17 protein-coding genes are annotated in these 17,344 nt (G+C 71.9%); 9 read left to right on the top strand and 8 right to left on the bottom strand.

What is annotated here, in order from left to right; all coding sequences use genetic code 11:
* Window positions 1-225: 225 nt before the first annotated feature.
* Complete coding sequence (locus tag ABZ193_RS25785; RefSeq protein WP_354711782.1) at window positions 226-1,779, bottom strand: acyl-CoA synthetase; 1,554 nt, start codon at window positions 1,777-1,779, stop codon at window positions 226-228.
* Window positions 1,780-1,869: 90 nt separating this feature from the next.
* Between ABZ193_RS25785 and ABZ193_RS25780 the strand changes: the two genes are divergently transcribed.
* Genes ABZ193_RS25780 through ABZ193_RS25770 form a run of 3 tightly spaced genes read left to right on the top strand, consistent with a single transcriptional unit; the run spans window position 1,870 to window position 5,048 of the window.
* Window positions 1,870-2,826, top strand: coding sequence for an OB-fold domain-containing protein (locus ABZ193_RS25780; RefSeq protein ID WP_354711781.1), 957 nt, complete (start codon window positions 1,870-1,872; stop codon window positions 2,824-2,826).
* Window positions 2,827-2,838: 12 nt separating this feature from the next.
* Window positions 2,839-3,888 (top strand): thiolase domain-containing protein, encoded by a 1,050-nt coding sequence (locus ABZ193_RS25775; protein ID WP_020418756.1) that lies wholly within the window; start codon window positions 2,839-2,841, stop codon window positions 3,886-3,888.
* A gap of 2 nt (window positions 3,889-3,890) precedes the next feature.
* Window positions 3,891-5,048 (top strand): thiolase domain-containing protein, encoded by a 1,158-nt coding sequence (locus tag ABZ193_RS25770; RefSeq protein ID WP_237338134.1) that lies wholly within the window; start codon window positions 3,891-3,893, stop codon window positions 5,046-5,048.
* Here the strand turns inward: ABZ193_RS25770 and ABZ193_RS25765 are convergent.
* Window positions 5,045-5,989 (bottom strand): sigma-70 family RNA polymerase sigma factor, encoded by a 945-nt coding sequence (locus ABZ193_RS25765; protein ID WP_354711779.1) that lies wholly within the window; start codon window positions 5,987-5,989, stop codon window positions 5,045-5,047. The two genes, ABZ193_RS25770 and ABZ193_RS25765, sit on opposite strands and share 4 nt — an antisense overlap.
* An 81-nt stretch (window positions 5,990-6,070) precedes the next feature.
* Here ABZ193_RS25765 and ABZ193_RS25760 point away from each other — a divergent pair, with 81 nt between their 5' ends.
* A complete protein-coding gene (locus tag ABZ193_RS25760; RefSeq protein ID WP_237338132.1) occupies window positions 6,071-6,643 on the top strand; it encodes a dihydrofolate reductase family protein in 573 nt (190 codons plus the stop codon).
* Here the strand turns inward: ABZ193_RS25760 and ABZ193_RS25755 are convergent.
* A complete protein-coding gene (locus ABZ193_RS25755) occupies window positions 6,601-8,121 on the bottom strand; it encodes an amidase (protein WP_237338131.1) in 1,521 nt (506 codons plus the stop codon). The two genes, ABZ193_RS25760 and ABZ193_RS25755, sit on opposite strands and share 43 nt — an antisense overlap.
* Window positions 8,122-8,164: 43 nt before the next feature.
* Entirely contained in the window at window positions 8,165-9,391 is a 1,227-nt protein-coding gene (locus ABZ193_RS25750; protein ID WP_237338130.1) for a cytochrome P450, read from the bottom strand.
* A gap of 221 nt (window positions 9,392-9,612) precedes the next feature.
* Between ABZ193_RS25750 and ABZ193_RS25745 the strand changes: the two genes are divergently transcribed.
* On the top strand, window positions 9,613-10,776 hold the full coding sequence (locus ABZ193_RS25745) for a steroid 3-ketoacyl-CoA thiolase (RefSeq protein WP_237338129.1): 1,164 nt from the start codon (window positions 9,613-9,615) through the stop codon (window positions 10,774-10,776).
* Between the two features lie 454 nt (window positions 10,777-11,230).
* On the opposite strand, the gene ABZ193_RS25740 is transcribed toward ABZ193_RS25745, so the two are convergent.
* Complete coding sequence (locus tag ABZ193_RS25740) at window positions 11,231-11,674, bottom strand: pyridoxamine 5'-phosphate oxidase family protein (protein WP_354711777.1); 444 nt, start codon at window positions 11,672-11,674, stop codon at window positions 11,231-11,233.
* A 72-nt stretch (window positions 11,675-11,746) separates the two neighbouring features.
* On the opposite strand from ABZ193_RS25740, the gene ABZ193_RS25735 reads away from it, so the two are divergent.
* Entirely contained in the window at window positions 11,747-12,472 is a 726-nt protein-coding gene (locus ABZ193_RS25735; protein WP_354711776.1) for a class I SAM-dependent methyltransferase, read from the top strand.
* On the opposite strand, the gene ABZ193_RS25730 is transcribed toward ABZ193_RS25735, so the two are convergent.
* The gene (locus tag ABZ193_RS25730; RefSeq protein WP_354711775.1) at window positions 12,469-13,326 is read right to left on the bottom strand and encodes a TIGR03620 family F420-dependent LLM class oxidoreductase; all 858 of its coding nucleotides are present in this window, start codon (window positions 13,324-13,326) and stop codon (window positions 12,469-12,471) included. The two genes, ABZ193_RS25735 and ABZ193_RS25730, sit on opposite strands and share 4 nt — an antisense overlap.
* A 90-nt stretch (window positions 13,327-13,416) precedes the next feature.
* Here ABZ193_RS25730 and ABZ193_RS25725 point away from each other — a divergent pair, with 90 nt between their 5' ends.
* Window positions 13,417-14,277 carry a LysR family transcriptional regulator gene (locus ABZ193_RS25725; protein WP_354711774.1) on the top strand — a complete coding sequence of 287 codons (861 nt, stop codon included), beginning with the start codon at window positions 13,417-13,419 and terminating at the stop codon, window positions 14,275-14,277.
* Between the two features lie 11 nt (window positions 14,278-14,288).
* On the opposite strand, the gene ABZ193_RS25720 is transcribed toward ABZ193_RS25725, so the two are convergent.
* Window positions 14,289-14,687 (bottom strand): helix-turn-helix domain-containing protein, encoded by a 399-nt coding sequence (locus tag ABZ193_RS25720; RefSeq protein ID WP_020418768.1) that lies wholly within the window; start codon window positions 14,685-14,687, stop codon window positions 14,289-14,291.
* A gap of 120 nt (window positions 14,688-14,807) precedes the next feature.
* On the opposite strand from ABZ193_RS25720, the gene ABZ193_RS25715 reads away from it, so the two are divergent.
* Window positions 14,808-15,659: an SDR family oxidoreductase gene (locus tag ABZ193_RS25715; RefSeq protein ID WP_354711772.1), complete on the top strand. Its 852-nt coding sequence runs from the start codon at window positions 14,808-14,810 to the stop codon at window positions 15,657-15,659.
* 49 nt (window positions 15,660-15,708) lie between these two features.
* Here ABZ193_RS25715 and ABZ193_RS25710 read toward each other — a convergent pair whose 3' ends face one another.
* A complete protein-coding gene (locus ABZ193_RS25710; protein ID WP_354711771.1) occupies window positions 15,709-16,359 on the bottom strand; it encodes a hypothetical protein in 651 nt (216 codons plus the stop codon).
* A gap of 73 nt (window positions 16,360-16,432) precedes the next feature.
* Here ABZ193_RS25710 and ABZ193_RS25705 point away from each other — a divergent pair, with 73 nt between their 5' ends.
* Window positions 16,433-17,236: an alpha/beta fold hydrolase gene (locus ABZ193_RS25705; RefSeq protein WP_354711770.1), complete on the top strand. Its 804-nt coding sequence runs from the start codon at window positions 16,433-16,435 to the stop codon at window positions 17,234-17,236.
* Window positions 17,237-17,344 lie beyond the last annotated feature (108 nt).

Below are 17,344 nucleotides of genomic sequence, written 5' to 3'. Positions count from 1 at the left end.
CGGCCTCATCGAGGTCCGACACCCGGCGCCAGTCACCGTAGGCATCCCGCGCTCCGGCATCACCGATCCGCACCGACCGCAGCGCGCGGCTACCCGCAGCGCGCGGCTACCCGCAGGGTGCGGGCAGCCCACGGGGCGCGCCCATTTCCGGAACACCGAGCCGAGCCGTGCCCGGCCGGCCGCCCGCCCGCTGCGGCCCGCCCGCCCGCGCGGGCCGCAGGAGGGTCAGATCTTCCGGTCCGTCCAATAAGGATCCCGCAGCTTGCGCTTGTACAGCTTCCCGTTGGGATCCCGCGGCAGCTCCTCGGCGAAGTCCACACTCCGCGGCCACTTGAACTTCGCCAGCCGGCCGCGCACCCAGTCCAGCAGCTCCTCCGCCAGCTCGGGCCCCGGCTGAACTCCCGGCGCCGGCTGGACGACCGCCTTGATCTCCTCGCCCCAGTCCTCGTGCGGGATGCCGAACACCGCCACGTCCGCGACCTTCGGGTGCATCACCAGTTCGTTCTCGATCTCGGCCGGGTAGATGTTCACCCCACCCGAGATGATCATGTCGTTCTTGCGGTCGTGCAGGAACAGGTAGCCGTCCTCGTCCAGGTAACCCACGTCGCCGAGGGTGAACAGGTTCCCGACCCGCGCCTTGCGCGTCTTCTCGGCGTCCTTGTGGTACTCGAACGTCGACGAGCCCATCCGCATGTACACCGTGCCGGGCTGGCCCGCGGGCAGCTCGTTGCCGTCGTCGTCCAGGATCTTGATCACCGAACCCGGCCACGGCAGCCCCACCGAGCCGGGTTTGCGCAGCCACTCCTCGCCGGTGATCATCGTCCCGCCGCCCTCGGTCGCGGCGTAGTAGTCGGTCACCACCGGGCCCCACCACTCCAGCATCCGCCGCTTCACCTCGGGCGGGCACGGCGCCGCGCCGTGGATCATGTTCCGCAGCGACGACAGGTCGTACCGCGACCGCACCTCCTCCGGCAGCGCGAGCAGGCGCCGGAACTGCGTGGGCACCATGTGGCTGTGCGTGACGCGGTACCGCTCGATCAGCCGCAGCATCTCCTCCGGGTCCCACCGGTCCATCAGCACGACCGTGTGCCCCAGCTGGATCGAGATCGACGCGAAGTTCAGCACCGCCGTGTGGTAGAGCGGCGAACCGCACAGGTGGACGTGGCCGTCGAACGGCTTCAGCCCGAAGATCCCGAAGAACCACGTGGACGCCGCCGGCACGCTGTCCGGATCAGCCCCGCTCAGCGGCCGCCGCACACCCTTGGGCCGTCCCGTCGTGCCGGAGGTGTAGAGCATCGGCGACCCCGCCGTCCGCCCCTCCGGGCGCCCGCTCCCCCCGGCGCCCAGCTCGGCCACAGCGCGGAACCCCTCGATGCGCCCCACCGCGAACCGGCCGGAAGCGGGCACCCCGGCTTCGTCCGCCGCGGCGATCGCCACGTCGGCGAACCGCTCGTGCGCGAGGAACGCCTTCGCCCCCGAATCGGACAGGATGTAGGCCACCTCGGGCCCGACCAAGTGCCAGTTGACCATCACCACGTACAGCCCGGTCTGCAGCGCGGCGAAGTACGCGGCCAGCAGCTCGTCGCTGTTGGGCTGCAGCACCACCACGACGTCGCCGGTCTCCAGGCCCAGCTCGCGCAGGCCGCGCGCGTAGGCGTTGGCCTTGTCGGCGAGCGCGCCGTAACCGACCTCGCTGCCGTCGGGGTTCACGATCGCCGTCCGGTCCGGCTGCCCGGCCGCGATGTTCCACAGGCCGATCGTCTCCAGTGCAGTGGTCATGCACCCGAATCTAGAACTTGTTCCACTTACCGCGCAACCTTCCGGCAGAGCGTCTTGCCGCCAGATCGAGAACGTGTTTCACTTCGATTCGTGAGTACACCGCTGTCCGCGCCGCTGGATCTCGCCTTCGACTACACCCGCTCCCTCGGGCCCGTGCTCGGCCGGTTCGCCGCCGGACTGCGCGAGCGCCGCATCGAGGGCGTGCGCGGCTCCGACGGCCGCGTGCACGTGCCGCCGGTGGAGTACGACCCGGTCACCGCCGCGGCGCTCACCGAGTTCGTGCCGGTGTCCGACGAGGGCACCGTGCTGAGCTGGTCCTGGATCCCCGAACCGCTGGACGGCCAGCCGCTGACCACGCCGTTCGCGTGGGCGCTGGTCCGCCTGGACGGCGCCGACACCGCGATGCTGCACGCCGTGCACGTGAACAGCCCAGCGGAGATGCACACCGGGATGCGGGTGCGCGTGCGCTGGGCCGACGAACCCGCCGGCCACATCCGCGACATCGCCTACTTCCTGCCCGTCGGCGCCGAAGACGGGCCCTCCCCCGCGCCACCACCGAAGTCCGAACAGGACGGTGTGATGGTCACCCCGATCGAGCTGCACTACCAGCACTCGGCGTCGCCGGAGGAGAGCCGTTACCTGCGCGGCCTCGCCGAGGGCAAGCTCATCGGCCAGCGCTGCCCGAAGTGCGAGAAGGTCTACATCCCGCCACGCGGCGCCTGCCCTACCGACGGGGTGCCCACAGTGGACGAAGTGGAGCTGCCGGACACCGGGATCGTCACCACGTTCTGCATCGTCAACGTGCCGTTCCTCGGCCAGCGCATCAAGCCGCCCTACGTCGCGGCGTACATCCTGCTCGACGGCGCCGACATCGCGTTCCTGCACCTCGTCCTCGGCTGCGACGCGTCCGAGGTCCGGATGGGCATGCGGGTGAAGGCGAACTGGAAGCCACGTGACGAGCGGTGGACGAGCCTGGAGAACATCAGCCACTTCGAGCCGACCGGCGAGCCGGACGCGCCCTACGAGTCCTTCGCCCACCACCTGTAGAGGGGAACTGCCATGCGAGACGTCGCGGTGGTCGGGTTCGCCCAGGCCCCGAACGTGCGCTCCACACCGGGCACCACGAACGGCGTGGAGATGCTCGTGCCCATCTTCGCCCAAGTCTACGAGCAGACCGGACTGTCCAAGTCGGACATCGGGTTCTGGTGCTCCGGCTCGTCGGACTACCTGGCGGGCCGGGCGTTCTCGTTCATCTCCGCGATCGACGCGATCGGCGCGTTCCCGCCGATCCACGAGTCGCACGTGGAGATGGACGCGGCCTGGGCGCTGTACGAGGCGTGGCTGAAGATCCGCACCGGCGAGGTCGACACCGCGCTGGTCTACGGCTTCGGCAAGTCCTCCGCCGGGCAGCTGCGCCGGGTGCTGGCCCTGCAGCTCGACCCGTACACGGTCGCGCCGCTGTGGCCGGACTCGGTGAGCATCGCGGGCCTGCAGGCGCGGCTCGGGCTGGACGCCGGCCTGTGGAGCGAGAAGGACCTGGCCGAGGTGGCCGCACGCAGCCGCGCCGACGCCACCCGCAACCCGCACGCCCAGTTCTCCGGCGCCAGCGAGATCGCCGACCTGCTGGACGCGCCCTACGTCGCGGATCCGTTGCGGGCGCACGACATCGCGCCGGTGACCGACGGCGCCGCGGTGATCGTCCTCGCCGCGGCCGAGCGGGCGCACGAGTTCGCCGAGCGGCCCGCGGTCATCACCGGCATCGAGCACCGGGTGGACACGCCCGTGCTCGGCGCGCGGGACCTGACCCGGTCGCCGTCCACCGAAGCGGCCGGGCAGGCGGTCGGCACCGGTGACGTGGAGGTCGCCGAACTGCACGCGCCGTTCACCCACCAGGAACTGATCCTGCGGACCGCGCTCGGGCTCGGCGACGACGTGCGCGTCAACCCCTCGGGCGGTGTGCTCACCGGCAACCCGATGTTCGCGGCCGGGCTGGCGCGCATCGGCGAGGCCGCCACCCGGATCCTCACCGGCCAGGCCTCGAAGGTGCTCGCGCACGCGACCAGCGGCCCGGCCCTGCAGCAGAACCTCGTCGCGGTCCTGGAGGCGTGAGAATGGCGAAGCAGCTCGCCGCGGTGCTCGGCACCGGGCAGACCCACCACCGGGCCAAGCGGACCGACGTGTCCATGCCCGGCCTGCTGCGGGAGGCGATCGACCGCGCGATGGCCGACGCGCAAGTGGAGTGGCCGGACATCGACGCGGTGGTCATCGGTAAGGCGCCCGACCTGTTCGAGGGCGTGATGATGCCCGAGCTGTTCCTGGCCGACGCGCTCGGCGCGACCGGGAAACCGTTGCTGCGCGTGCACACGGCCGGTTCGGTGGGCGGGTCGACGGCGCTGGTGGCGACGAGCCTGGTGCAATCCGGCATCCACCGGCGGGTGCTGACGGTGGCGTTCGAGAAGCAGTCCGAGTCGAACGCGATGTGGGCGTTGTCGATCGCGCCGCCGTTCACGATGCCGGTCGGCGCGGGCGCGGGCGGGTACTTCGCGCCGCACGTGCGGTCCTACATCCGGCGGTCCGGCGCACCCGAGCACGTCGGGGCGATCGTCGCGGCGAAGGACCGGCAGAACGGGGCGCTGAACCCGTACGCGCACCTCAAGCAGCCGGACATCACGGTGGAGAAGGTGCGGGCCTCGCAGGTGCTGTGGGACCCGATCCGCTACGACGAGACCTGCCCGTCCTCGGACGGCGCGTGCGCGATGGTGATCGGCGACGAGGCCGCTGGCGACGCGGTGCAGGGCGCGGCGTGGGTGCACGCGACTGCGATGCGCACCGAGCCGACCACGTTCGCCGGCCGGGACCAGGTGAACCCGCAGGCGGGCCGGGAGGCGGCCGCGGCGCTGTGGCGCGAGGCGGGGATCACCGATCCACTGTCCGAAATAGACGCAGCCGAGATCTACGTGCCGTTCTCCTGGTTCGAGCCGATGTGGCTGGAGAACCTCGGTTTCATGCCCGAAGGCGAGGGGTGGAAGCTGACCGAGGCCGGGGAGACCGCGCTGACCGGGCGGCTGCCGGTGAACCCGTCGGGCGGGGTGCTGTCGTCGAACCCGATCGGGGCGTCCGGGATGCTGCGGTTCTCCGAGGCGGCGAAGCAGGTGATGGGCCGGGCGGGCGACTACCAGGTCGACGGCGCACGCCGAGCGCTGGGCCACGCGTACGGCGGCGGCTCCCAGTACTTCGCGATGTGGGTGGTGGGCTCGGAGAAGCCCTAGACGGCGGTGGGCAGATCGAAGGCCGCGAACACCGCCGGGTCCTGAAAGACGACCGTGCGGGTGATCCGCTCGCCGGCGACGGTGAACACCTGCAGGGTGTGCAGGCGGTGCCCGCCCGCGGGATCCGGGGCGTAGGCGGCCGCGGCCGGCTGGCCGTTCGCCCCGGTCGGGACCATCCGCCAGCCCACGCCGCGCATCGCGAACACCCGCCGGATGAACGCGGCGTAGTCGTCGCGGCCGCGGTACCACAGGGGCACCGGCGGCATCTCCAGCACGGCATCGTGGGTGAGCAACTCGACCAGCGCGTCCACGTCGGCCGCCTCGAACGCTCGGACGTAGGCCTCCACGGTGCGGCGCGCAGCGGGGTCGCCGGACGGGGCGACGTCTTCGAGGGCCGCGACGGACAACCCCGCCCGCGCCCGCTGCAGGGCGCTGTTCACCGAAGCGACCGACGTGTCCAGCAGTCCGGCCACCTCGGCGGCGCTGAAAGCCAGGACCTCGCGCAGCACCCAGACGGCCCGCTGCCGCGGCGGCAGCGTCTGCATGGCCGCGACCAGCGCCAGCCGCATGCTGTCCCGCCGCACGGCCTGGTCCGCCGGATCGCCGAGCCGGGCGTCGGGGAAGGGCTGCAACCAGGGCACGTCGAAGGCCGGCCGCAGCGGCTCCCCCGGGTCGGTGCTGGGCGCGCCCAGCCCGGACGGGAGCGGCCGGCGCGCCTTGCCCGCCAGCGCGGTCAGGCAGGCGTTGGTCGCGATGCGGTACAGCCAGGTGCGGATCGACGCCCGCCGCTCGTCGTAGCGCTCGCGGGCCTGCCACGCCCGCAACATGGTCTCCTGCACCAGGTCCTCGGCCTCGTGGACCGACCCGAGCATCCGGTAGCAGTACGCCAGCAGCTCCGCCCGGTGCGGTTCGGTCAGCGCTGCGAAATCCACCGTGGCCATCGCGATGAGTATGGCGGCACCCGCCGGTATGTACCTCCGCCGGGCCACACCGGGCCGGCAGAGGACAACCGAGGAGTGCACATGGGCACGTTGATCGTCATCGAGTTCGTCACGCTGGACGGCGTCGTCGAGGACCCGGACGGATCCGGCGGCACACCGGGCGGCGGCTGGGCGTTCCGGCACGGCCCCGAGGCGGTGGCCGGCGACAAGTTCGGGCTCGGCGCGCTGCTCGACACCGGCATGCTGCTGCTGGGCCGCGTCACGTGGGAGCTGTTCGCGAAGCTCTGGCCGGGCCGGACCGACGAGTTCTCGGCGAAGATGAACGCCATCCCGAAGCTCGTCGTGTCCCGCTCGCTGACCAGCGCGGACGCGTGGCAGAACTCGTCCGTGCTCGACGGGGACCTGGCCTCGGCGGTGCGCGGGACGGACCGGGACCTCATCGTCACCGGCAGCATCGGCGTCGTGCACGCCCTCGCCGCCGAGAACCTCGTCGACGAGTACCGGCTCCTGGTGTTCCCGACGGCGCTCGGCACCGGGCGGCGGCTGTTCACCGCGCCCGCGGATCTGCGGCTCCACGCGGTCCGGCAGCAGGGCGCCGCGGCGCTCCTGACCTACCGGGCGGCGACCGGGAAACCGCCCACCTCCCGCTCATAAGCAGCCGCCACCCGGAGGCACATCGCGTCGTCGAAGCGGCGGCCCGCGATCATCAAGCCCGTCGGCAAGCCGTCCACCGGCGCGGCGGGCACCGAGATCGCCGGGTGGCCGCTCGCGTCGAAGGGTGCCGTGTTGCCGACCATGCCCAGCGCGTTGACCATCCGCTCCTCGCGCGTCGCGTCCGGGCCGGGCAGGGGCTTCGCCACGTACGGGACCGTCGGCAGCACCAGCACGTCCACCTCGGTCAGCGCCGCGTCGTAGCCGGCGCGCAGCTCCCACGCCAGCTCGCGCGCCATCGCGTAGTGGCGCATGTCGTAGCGTTCCGCGGCGTACGCGCCGGTGAGGATCATGGTCTTGAGCGTGTCCGACATGTCGTCGGCGTGCACGCGCCGCCCCTGCGCGAAGTGCACCATCAGCTCCGGGTCGTACCGGCCGGGCACGTTCATGCCGTAGCCGTTGCCGTCGATCATCTGGCGCGCCGTGCCGTCCGTACCGATCACGGTCCACACGTCCAGCCCGTCGCGGTGCCACGGCACGCTGACCTCGGACACCACGGCGCCCGCCGCCGCGAGCCGGTCGGCCGCGGCGCGGACCGCGTCGTCGACGCCCGGTTCGGACATCGGCAGGCCGAAGCCCTCGGTGAGCACGCCGACCCGCACGCCGCGGATGTCCTGCTCGACCGCGGCCAGGTAGTCCGGCGGCTCCGGCGTGCGGAACTGGCGCGGGTCGAAGCCGTCGTCACCGGCGAGGACGCTCAGCAGCAGCGCGGCGTCCCGGACCGTGCGGGTCATCGGGCCGAGGTGGTCGATCGTGGTTTCGATGGGGAACGCGCCGGTGTAGGGCACGAGCCCGTGCGTCGGCTTGTGCCCGACCACGCCGCAGAACGCCGCCGGCATCCGCACCGAACCGCCCTGGTCGCCGCCGATCGCGAAATCGGCTTCACCGGCGGCGAGCAGGGCCGCGTTGCCGGACGACGAGCCGCCGGCGTGCCGGGTGGGGTCCCACGGGTTGCGCACCGGACCGGAGGCGGAGGTGAAGCTGGACCCGGAGTAGCACAGGTCCTCGCACACCGCCTTGCCGACGATCGTGCCGCCCGCCGCGAGCACCCGGCTCACGACGGTCGCGTCCCGGCGCGGCACGAACCCCTCCACCGCGCGGGATCCGTTCATCATCGGCACCCCGGCGACCGCGATGTTGTCCTTGATCACGACCTCGCGGCCGCTCAGCGGACCGTCGCCGGTCGGCGGGATCCGGGTGCGCACGTACCACGCGCCCAGCGGGTTGTCCTCCGGCCACTCGTAATCGCGGTGCGGGGCGCTGGGCGCCGAGCGGGTGTACAGGCGCTCGACGGCCTCGTGGGCGGCGAGGTTGGCCTCCACGAGACCGGCGAAGGACTTGCGGTCGGCTTCGCCGAGGCGGAAGCCGTGACGGGCGGCGAGCTCGGCGAGTTCTTCCGGGGTGGGCGGGACGACGGGCACCGGGCACCTCCTGGCGACGAGGACCAGAGGTGCAGCGTAACCCCTATTCGTAGGCGACCCGGTAGTGCTTGATGCCGTTGAGCCAGCCCGACCGCAGCCGCTCCGGCGCCGCGATTTCGCGGATACCAGGCATTTCGTCGGCGATGGCGTTGAAGATCAGGTCGATCTCCAGGCGCGCGAGATTCGCCCCGATGCAGTAGTGCGAGCCGGTGCCGCCGAAGCCGACGTGCGGGTTCGGATCCCGCAGCACGTCGAACTTCTCGGGCTCGTCGAACACCTCGGGGTCGAAGTTGGCCGAGCTGTAGAACATGCCGACCCGGTCGCCCTTGCGGATGTGCTGGCCGCCCAGCTCGGTGTCGGCGGTCGCGGTGCGCTGGAAGGCGATCACCGGGGTGGCCCAGCGGACGATCTCGTCCGGCGCCGTCTTCGGCCGCTGCTCGCGGTAGAGCTCCCACTGGTCGGGGTGGTCGAGCATGGCCTTCATGCCGTGGGTGATGGCGTTTCGGGTGGTCTCGTTGCCCGCCACGGACAGCAGGATGACGAAGAACCCGAACTCCTCCGAGCTGAGCGACTCACCGTCCACATCGGCCTGGACGAGCTTGGTGACGATGTCGTCCATCGGGCACTTCCGGCGTTCCTCGGCCATGTTCCATGCGTAGCCGACGAGTTCGGCGGAGGCAGCGATCGGCTCGACGTCGTACTCCGGGTCGTCGTAGCCGATCATCTGGTTGGACCAGTCGAAGATCTTGCGGCGGTCCTCCTGCGGGATGCCGATGAGCTCGGCGATGGCCTGCAGCGGCAGCTCGCACGCGACGTCCTCGACGAAGTCGCCGGAGCCCTTCTTCTTCGCCTCGTGCACGATGCGCGCGGCGCGGTCGCGGAGGGTGTCCTCCAGGCGCGCGATGGCCCGGGGCGTGAAGCCCTTCGACACGATGCGGCGCAGCTTGGTGTGCTGGGGCGCGTCCATGTTGAGCAGGACGAGGCGGTTCGCGTCGAGACCCTCGTCGGTCATGTTCTCGTCGAACCGGATGATCGCGAGCTTCTCCTGCGAGGAGTACAGCTCGCTGTCCCTCGACACGGTCTTGACGTCCTCGTGCCGGGTGACGACCCAGAACCCGTCGTCGCGGAAGCCCGCGCGGTTGTGCGGCTGCGCGTTCCACCAGACCGGCGCGGTCTTGCGGAGCTCGGCGAACTCCTCCAGCGGAAGCCTTGCCGCGATCAGGTCGGGGTCGGTGAAATCGAAGCCGGCGGGGATCAGGGGCGTGGCCACGGCTACCTCCCGAGGTGCCTCACGTCGTCGTGGAACACGTTCTAAACCCGATTAGAGCATACGGTGTTAACTAAGTCGAGAGGTTGAGTGAAACCCGTTTACTCGATCTTGAAAGCCCTGGTGGTCCGATTGGTCACCAAATGGCGGTTGACCTGGGTCACACTTGCTCAATATTGAAACAAGTTCTACTTTGAACGAGAGTCGAGTGGAGGAGAGCTGCCGTGGGTGAACCCGTCATCGTCGAGGCCGTGCGGACCCCGATCGGGAAGCGGCGTGGCTGGCTGGCCGGGTTGCACGCGGCCGAGCTGCTGGGCGTGGCGCAGCGGGCGCTGGTCGAGCGGGCCGGGCTGGACGCCGCGATCGTGGAACAGGTTATCGGCGGTTGCGTCACGCAGGCGGGTGAGCAGTCGGGCAACGTGACGCGCACGGCGTGGCTGCACGCCGGCCTGCCGGAGACGACCGGCGCGACGACGATCGACGCGCAGTGCGGCTCGGCCCAGCAGGCCGCGCACCTGGTGGCCGGGTTGATCGCGGCAGACGCGATCGAGGCCGGCATCGCGTGCGGGGTGGAGGCGATGAGCCGCATCCCGCTGGGCGCGAACCGCGGCGTGGACGCGGGCGCGCCGAAGCCCGCCTCGTGGGCGATCGACATGCCCAACCAGTACGGCGCGGCCGAGCGGATCGCCGAGCGGCGCGGCATCACCCGGGAGGACGTCGACCGGTTCGGGGTGGCGTCGCAGACCAAGGCGGCGACGGCGTGGGCGCAGGGCCGGTTCGACCGCGAGGTGACGCCGGTGAAGGCGCCGGTGCTCGACGCGGAGGGCAGGCCCACCGGGGAGACCCGGCTGGTCACCCGCGACCAGGGTCTGCGCGACACCACGCTGGAGGGGCTGGCCCGGTTGAAGCCGGTGCTCGACGGTGGCGTGCACACCGCCGGCACGTCGTCCCAGATCTCCGACGGCGCGGCGGCCGTGCTGATCATGGACTCCGCGCGGGCGGCGGCGCTGGGCCTGCGTCCCCGGGCGCGGATCCGCGCGCAGGCACTGGTCGGCGCCGAGCCGTACTACCACCTGGACGGCCCGGTGCAGGCGACGACGCGGGTGCTGTCGCGCGCCCGGATGGCGGTCGGTGATCTCGATGTGTTCGAGGTCAACGAAGCGTTCGCCTCGGTGGTGCTGTCCTGGCAGCAGGTGCACGAGCCGGATCCCGAGCGGGTGAACGTCAACGGCGGCGCCATCGCGCTGGGGCACCCGGTGGGCAGCACCGGCGCGCGCCTGTTGACGACGGCCCTGCACGAGCTGGAACGCCGCGACGGCGCGACCGCGCTGGTGACGATGTGCGCGGGCGGAGCGCTGTCGACGGCGACCATCCTGGAACGGCTGTAGGGCGCCTCGAGCCGAACCGACGGAGTGGTCGCCATGACGACCAACCCGGGGCCGCTGTAGCGCGGGCACGGGCTCCAGAGGCAACGCTCGCCCTGACCCGCATCCCGCGGCAGTCGCACGTCCCCGGCGCGGGAAAGGCCAACAGTGCACCACCGGCACGGCCGCCCACGGCCCGCCGACGGGCACCACGCCAACCCTCACGTCGGCCGCGTGCGGGGTGTCCTCATACCTGTCTCACGTGCGCTCGAAACGCAGCGCACCACCGGCACGGCCGCCCACGGCCCGCCGACGGGCACCACGCCAACCCTCACGTCGGCCGCGTGCGGGGTGTCCTCATACCTGTCTCACGTGCGCTCGAAACGCAGCGCACCACCGGCACGGCCCCCCACGGCCCGCCGACGGGCACCACGCCAACCCTCACGTCGGCCGCGTGCGCGGTGTCCTCGTACCTGTCTCACGTGCGCTCGAAACGCACCACCTCCCGGCCCGGCCACCAGGTGGTCGCCACCAGCTTGTCGCCCTCGACCGTCGTCAGCACCGCCTGCCGGAGGTCCAGCCGGAAGAGGTGGCTCGGTTGCATGTCGCCCTGGATGGCGTTCAGGACGGCCTTCTCGGTGACCTCGATCGCGACCCCGGACAGCTTCGCGTCGCCCTCGCCGGACGGGAAGGCGTGCAGCGCGAACCGGCCGTCGCGCTGCAGGTCGCGCGCCTTGCGCGCACCCCACATCGACCCGATGTACAACTCGGGCTCCCGGAGGTCGACCTCGGTGCCGCTCACCCGGGGCGACCCGTCCCGCCGCAGAGTCGCCAGCACGTGTGTCTCCGCAGCCGTCAACCGCTCACGCACCGCCGCCGCCAGTGCCGGTGCCTGCTCTTCGAATTCCCGCCAGTTCGCCACGTCCGCAGTGTGACAGGGGGCACCGACAAAAACCGGACGCGCGCGGACCGCCGCCCGGCTAAGGTGCGTGCCGTGCCCGACGCGATCTTCGCCCACCCGCGCCTCGCCCAGGTCTACGACACCTTCGACGGCGAGCGCGACGACCTCGACCTGTACCTGTCGATCGCCGACGAGCTCGAGGCCGAACGCGTGCTGGACGTCGGTTGCGGCACGGGCAGCCTCGCCGTGCTCCTCGCCGCGAAGGGACGCACCGTCGTCGGCGTCGACCCGGCGGAGGCGTCGCTGGCGGTCGCCCGGACGAAGGACCCGGACGGGAACATCACCTGGATCCACGGCGACGCCACGGATCTGCCCCCGGCGGCCGGTGATCTCGCTGCCATGACGGGGAACGTCGCGCAGGTGTTCCTCACCGACGAAGACTGGGGCCGGACCCTCGCGGGCATCCGGACCGCGCTGCGCCCCGGCGGCCACTTCGTGTTCGAGACGCGCCGCCCGGACCGGCGCGCCTGGGAGGACTGGGCCGCGGCGACCGCCCCGCTGGTGCTCGACGTGCCCGGCACCGGCCGCGTGGAGCGCCGCATGGAGGTCACGGACGTCAGCCTGCCGCTGGTGTCGTTCCGCTTCACGTACCGGTTCCTGGCCGATGGCGAAGTGGTCACATCGGACTCGACGCTGCGGTTCCGCGAGCGCGACGAGGTCGAGGAAAGCCTCGCCGCACACGGGTTCCGCGTGGCCGACGTGCGGGACGCCCCGGACCGGCCCGGCATGGAGTTCGTGTTCCTCGCCCAGCGGGACTAGCTCTGGCGCCGCGGCCCCGGTTCACCACTGAGCTGCACCGCCTCCGCGATTTCGACGAGCGTGGCGATCGGGTCGTCGCCGAGGGGGTAGACGCCGACGTGGTCCGCGCCGGCCGCTCGATGGGCCAGCAGCCGCGTCGCCGTCGTGGCCGGGTCGCCGTGTGCGACGAGTGCGTCGATGAGCCGGTCGCTGCCCGCGCCGGAGAGATCGTCCTCGGTGAAGCCGAGACGCCGGAGGTTGCTCGCGTAGTTGTGCACCCCCAGCGCGGTTCCGGGCGGCGCGGACCGGGCGACCGCGCGGGCCCGGTTCACGTCCGGCTCGACGAGGGCGAAATGCCCGGGCAACAGCACCTTCCCGGGGCCGAGGATCGAGCGGGCTCGCCGGGTGTGCTCCGGGGTGACCATGCCGGGAATGGCTCCGGCGGTGCGCTCCCCTGCCATGCGCAGCATCCGCGGCCCGAGCGCGGCCACCACGATGCGGCCGGACGGCACGCCCGCACTGGCGAGCCGGTCCAGGTAGGACACCAGTGTGTCGTACGGGGAGGCGTATTCGGCGTGCACTTCGCGGTGGCCGATTCCGACGCCGAGCAGGAAGCGCCCGGGGTGCCTGGCTTCGATCCGGTGGTAGGAGGCCGCGACGGTGTCCGCGTCGGCGGTCCAGACGTTCACCACGCTCGTGCCGACGGTCAGCCGGGTGGTCGCGTCGAGCAGCTCCTCCGCGAGGGTGAGGTCCGCCGGAGGCGAGGCGTCCAGCCAGAGCGTGCCGTAGCCGGCGCGCTCCACCTCGATGGCGCGGTCCGGGTTCACTGCGTGCTCGCGCAGGTGCGCGCCGAGCAGACCGAGATCGATGTCCATGTCCCGACTCCACCACCAGGGCTTGCCGGGAACCAGAACCAAGGCTGCCGCACAGCGATAACCTCGAAGCATCGTCGCAGAGGAGACCGGGTGGAACTACGGGCGTTGCGGTACTTCGTCACAGTCGCCGACGAGCTGCACTTCGGCCGGGCCGCCGAGCGGCTGCACATCGCCCAGCCGGCGGTCAGCAGGCAGATCGCGGCACTGGAGCGCGAGCTGGGGGTCCGCCTCTTCGACCGCTCACCGCGCCTGGTCCGGCTGACCGAGGCGGGACACCGGGTGCTCGCCGTCGCGCGGGAGGCGCTCGCGGCCGCCGATCGGGTTCGGGTCGCGGCGCGCGAGCGGGCGGGTGTCATGCGCATCGGGACCGGCGCGGGGCAGTTCACCGCGCGGCTGGAACGCGGGATCGACGCGTTGCGGGAGAAGGCCCCGGGATTCGATGTTGTGCTCGTCGACCTGCCCCTGACCGCACGCTTGAACGCTCTGCGGCAGGGGGAGATCGACCTGGCCCTGGCGAGGGAAGTGCGTTCGGCGCCCGGGCTGCGGGTGTTGCCGAGCTGGACCGAGTCCCTGTTCGCGGTCGTGTCCACCCGGCACCCCGCCGCCGGGCGCGGGGCCGTCGGCGTTGCGGAACTGGCCGCCGGTCCCTTGAAGACCTCCCAGGACCACGATCTGTCGGTGCTCGGCGCGCTGCCGGACGTCGGACTCCAGGGACCACCGGCGCACCGCGCGGGGACGGTGCAGGACACGATCGTCGAGGTCGGCTCCGATCCACGCAGCTGGACCGTGTTGCCCGCCGACCAGGTGACCGAGATCCGCTCCACCCGGGTGCGCGCGATCCCGCTCGAGCCGCGAACGACGATCACGGGCAGCGTCGTCGTGCCGGACGACCTCCCGTGCTCCTGCGCGGCGGCCCACGTGACGGCCTTCGGCGACGCCACGGCCGCCTGATCCCAGGACGTCTAGCGCGCGACCGCCGACTTCGCCTCGTCGTAGGCCCGGCGCGCGGCCTCGACCTCCGGCACCCGGCCCTCGACCAGCTCGATCAGCTCCCGCAGGCGGCCGGCCACCTCGGCGCCCAGCGGCGTCAGGCTGTACTCGACGCGCGGCGGGATCGTCGGCTCGGCCTCGCGGTGCACGAAACCGTCGCGTTCGAGCGCCTGCAGCGTCTGGGCCAGCATCTTCTCGCTGACGCCGTCCACCTTGCGGCGCAAGGCGTTGAACCGGAACGGCCCCTCGGCGAGCGCGGCCAGCGCGAGCGTGCCCCAGCGCCCCGTCACGTGCTCCAGCACCCCGCGCGAGGTGCACGCGCGCGCGAAGACGTCGGCGACCAACTGGTCGTGCTCGGCGTCGCAACTCATGACACCGAGGATACCTGGTGGCCCCACGATGCCTGGTGACGGTACTCACCCATGGTTGGCACTTTCCAGAAGTTAGTACTAACTTCAGCGGGGAGCAGTCGTCCGAGGAGGAGCGAAAACATGACCATCGTCGTCACCGGAGCCACCGGCCAGCTGGGCCGCCACGTCGTCGCCGGGTTGCGGGAGCAGCTGCCCGCCGGCCGGATCGTCGCCGCGGTGCGCAGCCCGGAGAAGGCCGCGGACCTGGGCGTCGAAGTTCGGGAGGCCGACTACGACCGGCCGGAGACGCTCGCGGCGGCGTTCGCGGGCGCGACCAAGGTGCTGCTGATCTCGGGCAACGCCGTGGGCCACCGGGTTCCGCAGCACCAGGCCGTGGTGGACGCCGCGAAGGCCGCCGGTGTCACGCACCTGGTCTACACGAGCGCGCCACACGCGGACGACACGCCGCTCGTGCTGGCGCCCGAGCACAAGGCGACCGAGGAGATCATCCGTGCGTCCGGCGTGCCGTTCACGATCCTGCGCAACAACTGGTACACCGAGAACTACGTGCAGAACGCCCAGCAGGCCATCGCGACCGGCGTGCTGATCGGCAGCGCCGGGGCGGGCCGCGTCGCGAGCGCCACGCGGGCCGACTTCGCCGCGGGCGCCGTTGCGGTCCTCACCGGCGAGGGGCACGAGGGAAAGGTGTACGAACTGGGCGGCGACGTCGCGTGGACGTTCGACGACCTCGCCGCCGAGATCTCCGCCATCGCGGGCAAGGAGGTCCGCTACCGCGACCTGACCGCCGACGAGCACCGCGCGGCGCTGATCGAGGCCGGGCTGCCCGCGGAGACGGCCGGGTTCGTGGTGGCGCTGGACCAGAACATCGCCGAGGGCACGCTCGCGGAGGTGACCGGCGAGCTGTCGGCGCTGATCGGACGCCCGACGACCCCGCTGGGTGACGGTCTTGCCGCCGCGCTGAAGGAAGCCTGAGCAACGTCCACTGTGGAGGCTCCGGGATGGCGGAGACCGTCGGAGGCCTCTAGGCCTGGGGAGGCGTGACGTGTGAACCGGTCACGGTGCCGTCCGGCTGGACGCTGATCACCCTGCGTTCGACGGGTTCTGCCTCCGAAACGCGGCGCCCGGTGGGCTCCAGGTCGGGCTCGTCGAAGCAGATGAGTGTGTCCCAGCCGCTCGGGCGGACCGCGTACCCCCACGGGGCGGCGTCGGTCGCCGGTGTGCTGCTGCCACGGACCTCCGCCTCCTCTCCCACCAGACCGTCATCCCGTGCCGCGGGGCAGTCGAGGATCCGCACCAGATCGCCGGGTACGAAGCGGGGCGGCACGGCCGCTTCGGCGGGGCTGACGGTCACCCACTCGAGTTCCGGATGCAGGAGGGAAACCCGGCCGTGGCCCGGCCGCACCCAGGCCGGCCCGACCGGGCTGTCACGCCATCCCTCGGGCGCGAGCGCTCGGAGCGCCGCGATGCAGTCGCCGACCCGGCCGGCCGGCTCGAGCGTCGCGCGGAACTCCAGCAGTGTCTCGTCCTTGTAGTACAGGCCCAGGCTGGAAACATCCACGGCGCCGAACACGGCCAGCGCTCGGCCGAGCTGCTGTCCGACCTCGCCGGTCGACGACGCGGCCCGGACCATGATCCGGAGAAAGGCCCGCCGGTAGCCGGGAAGGGAAGTCATCTCGGTTCCTCTCCACGGACGGCGACCACCGACCGTTGTCCGTCCATCGCGCCCGTTGTGCTTGACTGCGCCCATGATCTCGGAGAGCGGCGCGTGCCCGGTGCCGGACGGGGAATTGCACGTCGAGCGGAGCGGGGCCGGCCCGGCGCTGCTCCTGGTGGCCGGGGGAACCGGGGCGGCCGCCTCCTACCGGGCCCTCGCCGAGCAGCTCGCGAGCCACTACACCGTTCTCGGGTACGACCGGCGTGGGCACTTCGGCAGCACGGACTCCACGGACGGGCCGCTGACCGTCGCGCGGCACGCTGACGACGCGCGCGCCGTCGTCGAGCACTTCGGCTACAGCAAGGCTCTCGTGTTCGGCAGCAGCGCAGGCGGCCAGATCGGGCTGGAGCTCGCCGTCCGGCACCCGGACGTCGTCAGCGGGCTGGTCGTCCACGAGCCGCCTGCCGTGAACCTCCTGCCGGACGCCGACGAGTGGCTGGAGTTCGCCGAGGAGCAGGCCGCCCTCAGCGCGGACGGCGACGTCTTCGCGGCGTTCCAGGGGTTCCTCGGTTCCATCGCGGGCGCCGGGCTGCCCCCGCTGAAAACCGTGCGCCTGCCGCACGAACACGAGTGGCGCCTGCTGTTCGACCGCGAACTCGTCGGCTTCTACCGCTACCTGCCGGACATCGACGCTCTCCGCCGCGGCCCGGTGCCGATCGTGCTCACCGCGGGCGAAGGCAGCCGCGGCTACTACCACTACCGCCCGGCCCGCGCGCTCGCCCTCGAACTGGGCCTGCCGTTCGTCGAACTGCCCGGGGCGCACCTCGCCCCCCAGCGCAACGCGAAAGCGTTCGCCGAGGCTCTGAACACCGTTCTCGCCGACCTGGTCCTCTGACCACCACGCCCGAAACCTGTCGAGTTCCTGTGAAAGCGGTCCGCGCGCCGAAACGCGCGCTATCCTGACTGCACACGGCCGGTGTCATCCTCCCCAGTTTCACACCGG

This window comes from Amycolatopsis sp. NPDC006125 (genome assembly GCF_040614195.1).
GTDB classification, from domain to species: domain Bacteria; phylum Actinomycetota; class Actinomycetes; order Mycobacteriales; family Pseudonocardiaceae; genus Amycolatopsis_E; species Amycolatopsis_E tucumanensis.
The sequence above is the reverse complement of the archived record's forward strand: the minus strand, read 5'-3'. Positions and strand labels throughout refer to the sequence as shown.

Bases quoted from the DNA above. Each gene is read 5' to 3' on its own strand.
- ABZ193_RS25785 (WP_354711782.1), bottom strand. From the start codon at position 1,779: ATGACCACTGCACTGGAGACGATCGGCCTGTGGAACATCGCGGCCGGG.
- ABZ193_RS25770 (WP_237338134.1), top strand. From the start codon at position 3,891: ATGGCGAAGCAGCTCGCCGCGGTGCTCGGCACCGGGCAGACCCACCAC.
- ABZ193_RS25730 (WP_354711775.1), bottom strand. From the start codon at position 13,326: ATGGACATCGATCTCGGTCTGCTCGGCGCGCACCTGCGCGAGCACGCA.
- ABZ193_RS25710 (WP_354711771.1), bottom strand. From the start codon at position 16,359: ATGACTTCCCTTCCCGGCTACCGGCGGGCCTTTCTCCGGATCATGGTC.
- ABZ193_RS25705 (WP_354711770.1), top strand. From the start codon at position 16,433: ATGATCTCGGAGAGCGGCGCGTGCCCGGTGCCGGACGGGGAATTGCAC.
- ABZ193_RS25720 (WP_020418768.1), bottom strand. From the start codon at position 14,687: ATGAGTTGCGACGCCGAGCACGACCAGTTGGTCGCCGACGTCTTCGCG.
- ABZ193_RS25765 (WP_354711779.1), bottom strand. From the start codon at position 5,989: ATGGCCACGGTGGATTTCGCAGCGCTGACCGAACCGCACCGGGCGGAG.
- ABZ193_RS25775 (WP_020418756.1), top strand. From the start codon at position 2,839: ATGCGAGACGTCGCGGTGGTCGGGTTCGCCCAGGCCCCGAACGTGCGC.
- ABZ193_RS25715 (WP_354711772.1), top strand. From the start codon at position 14,808: ATGACCATCGTCGTCACCGGAGCCACCGGCCAGCTGGGCCGCCACGTC.
- ABZ193_RS25760 (WP_237338132.1), top strand. From the start codon at position 6,071: ATGGGCACGTTGATCGTCATCGAGTTCGTCACGCTGGACGGCGTCGTC.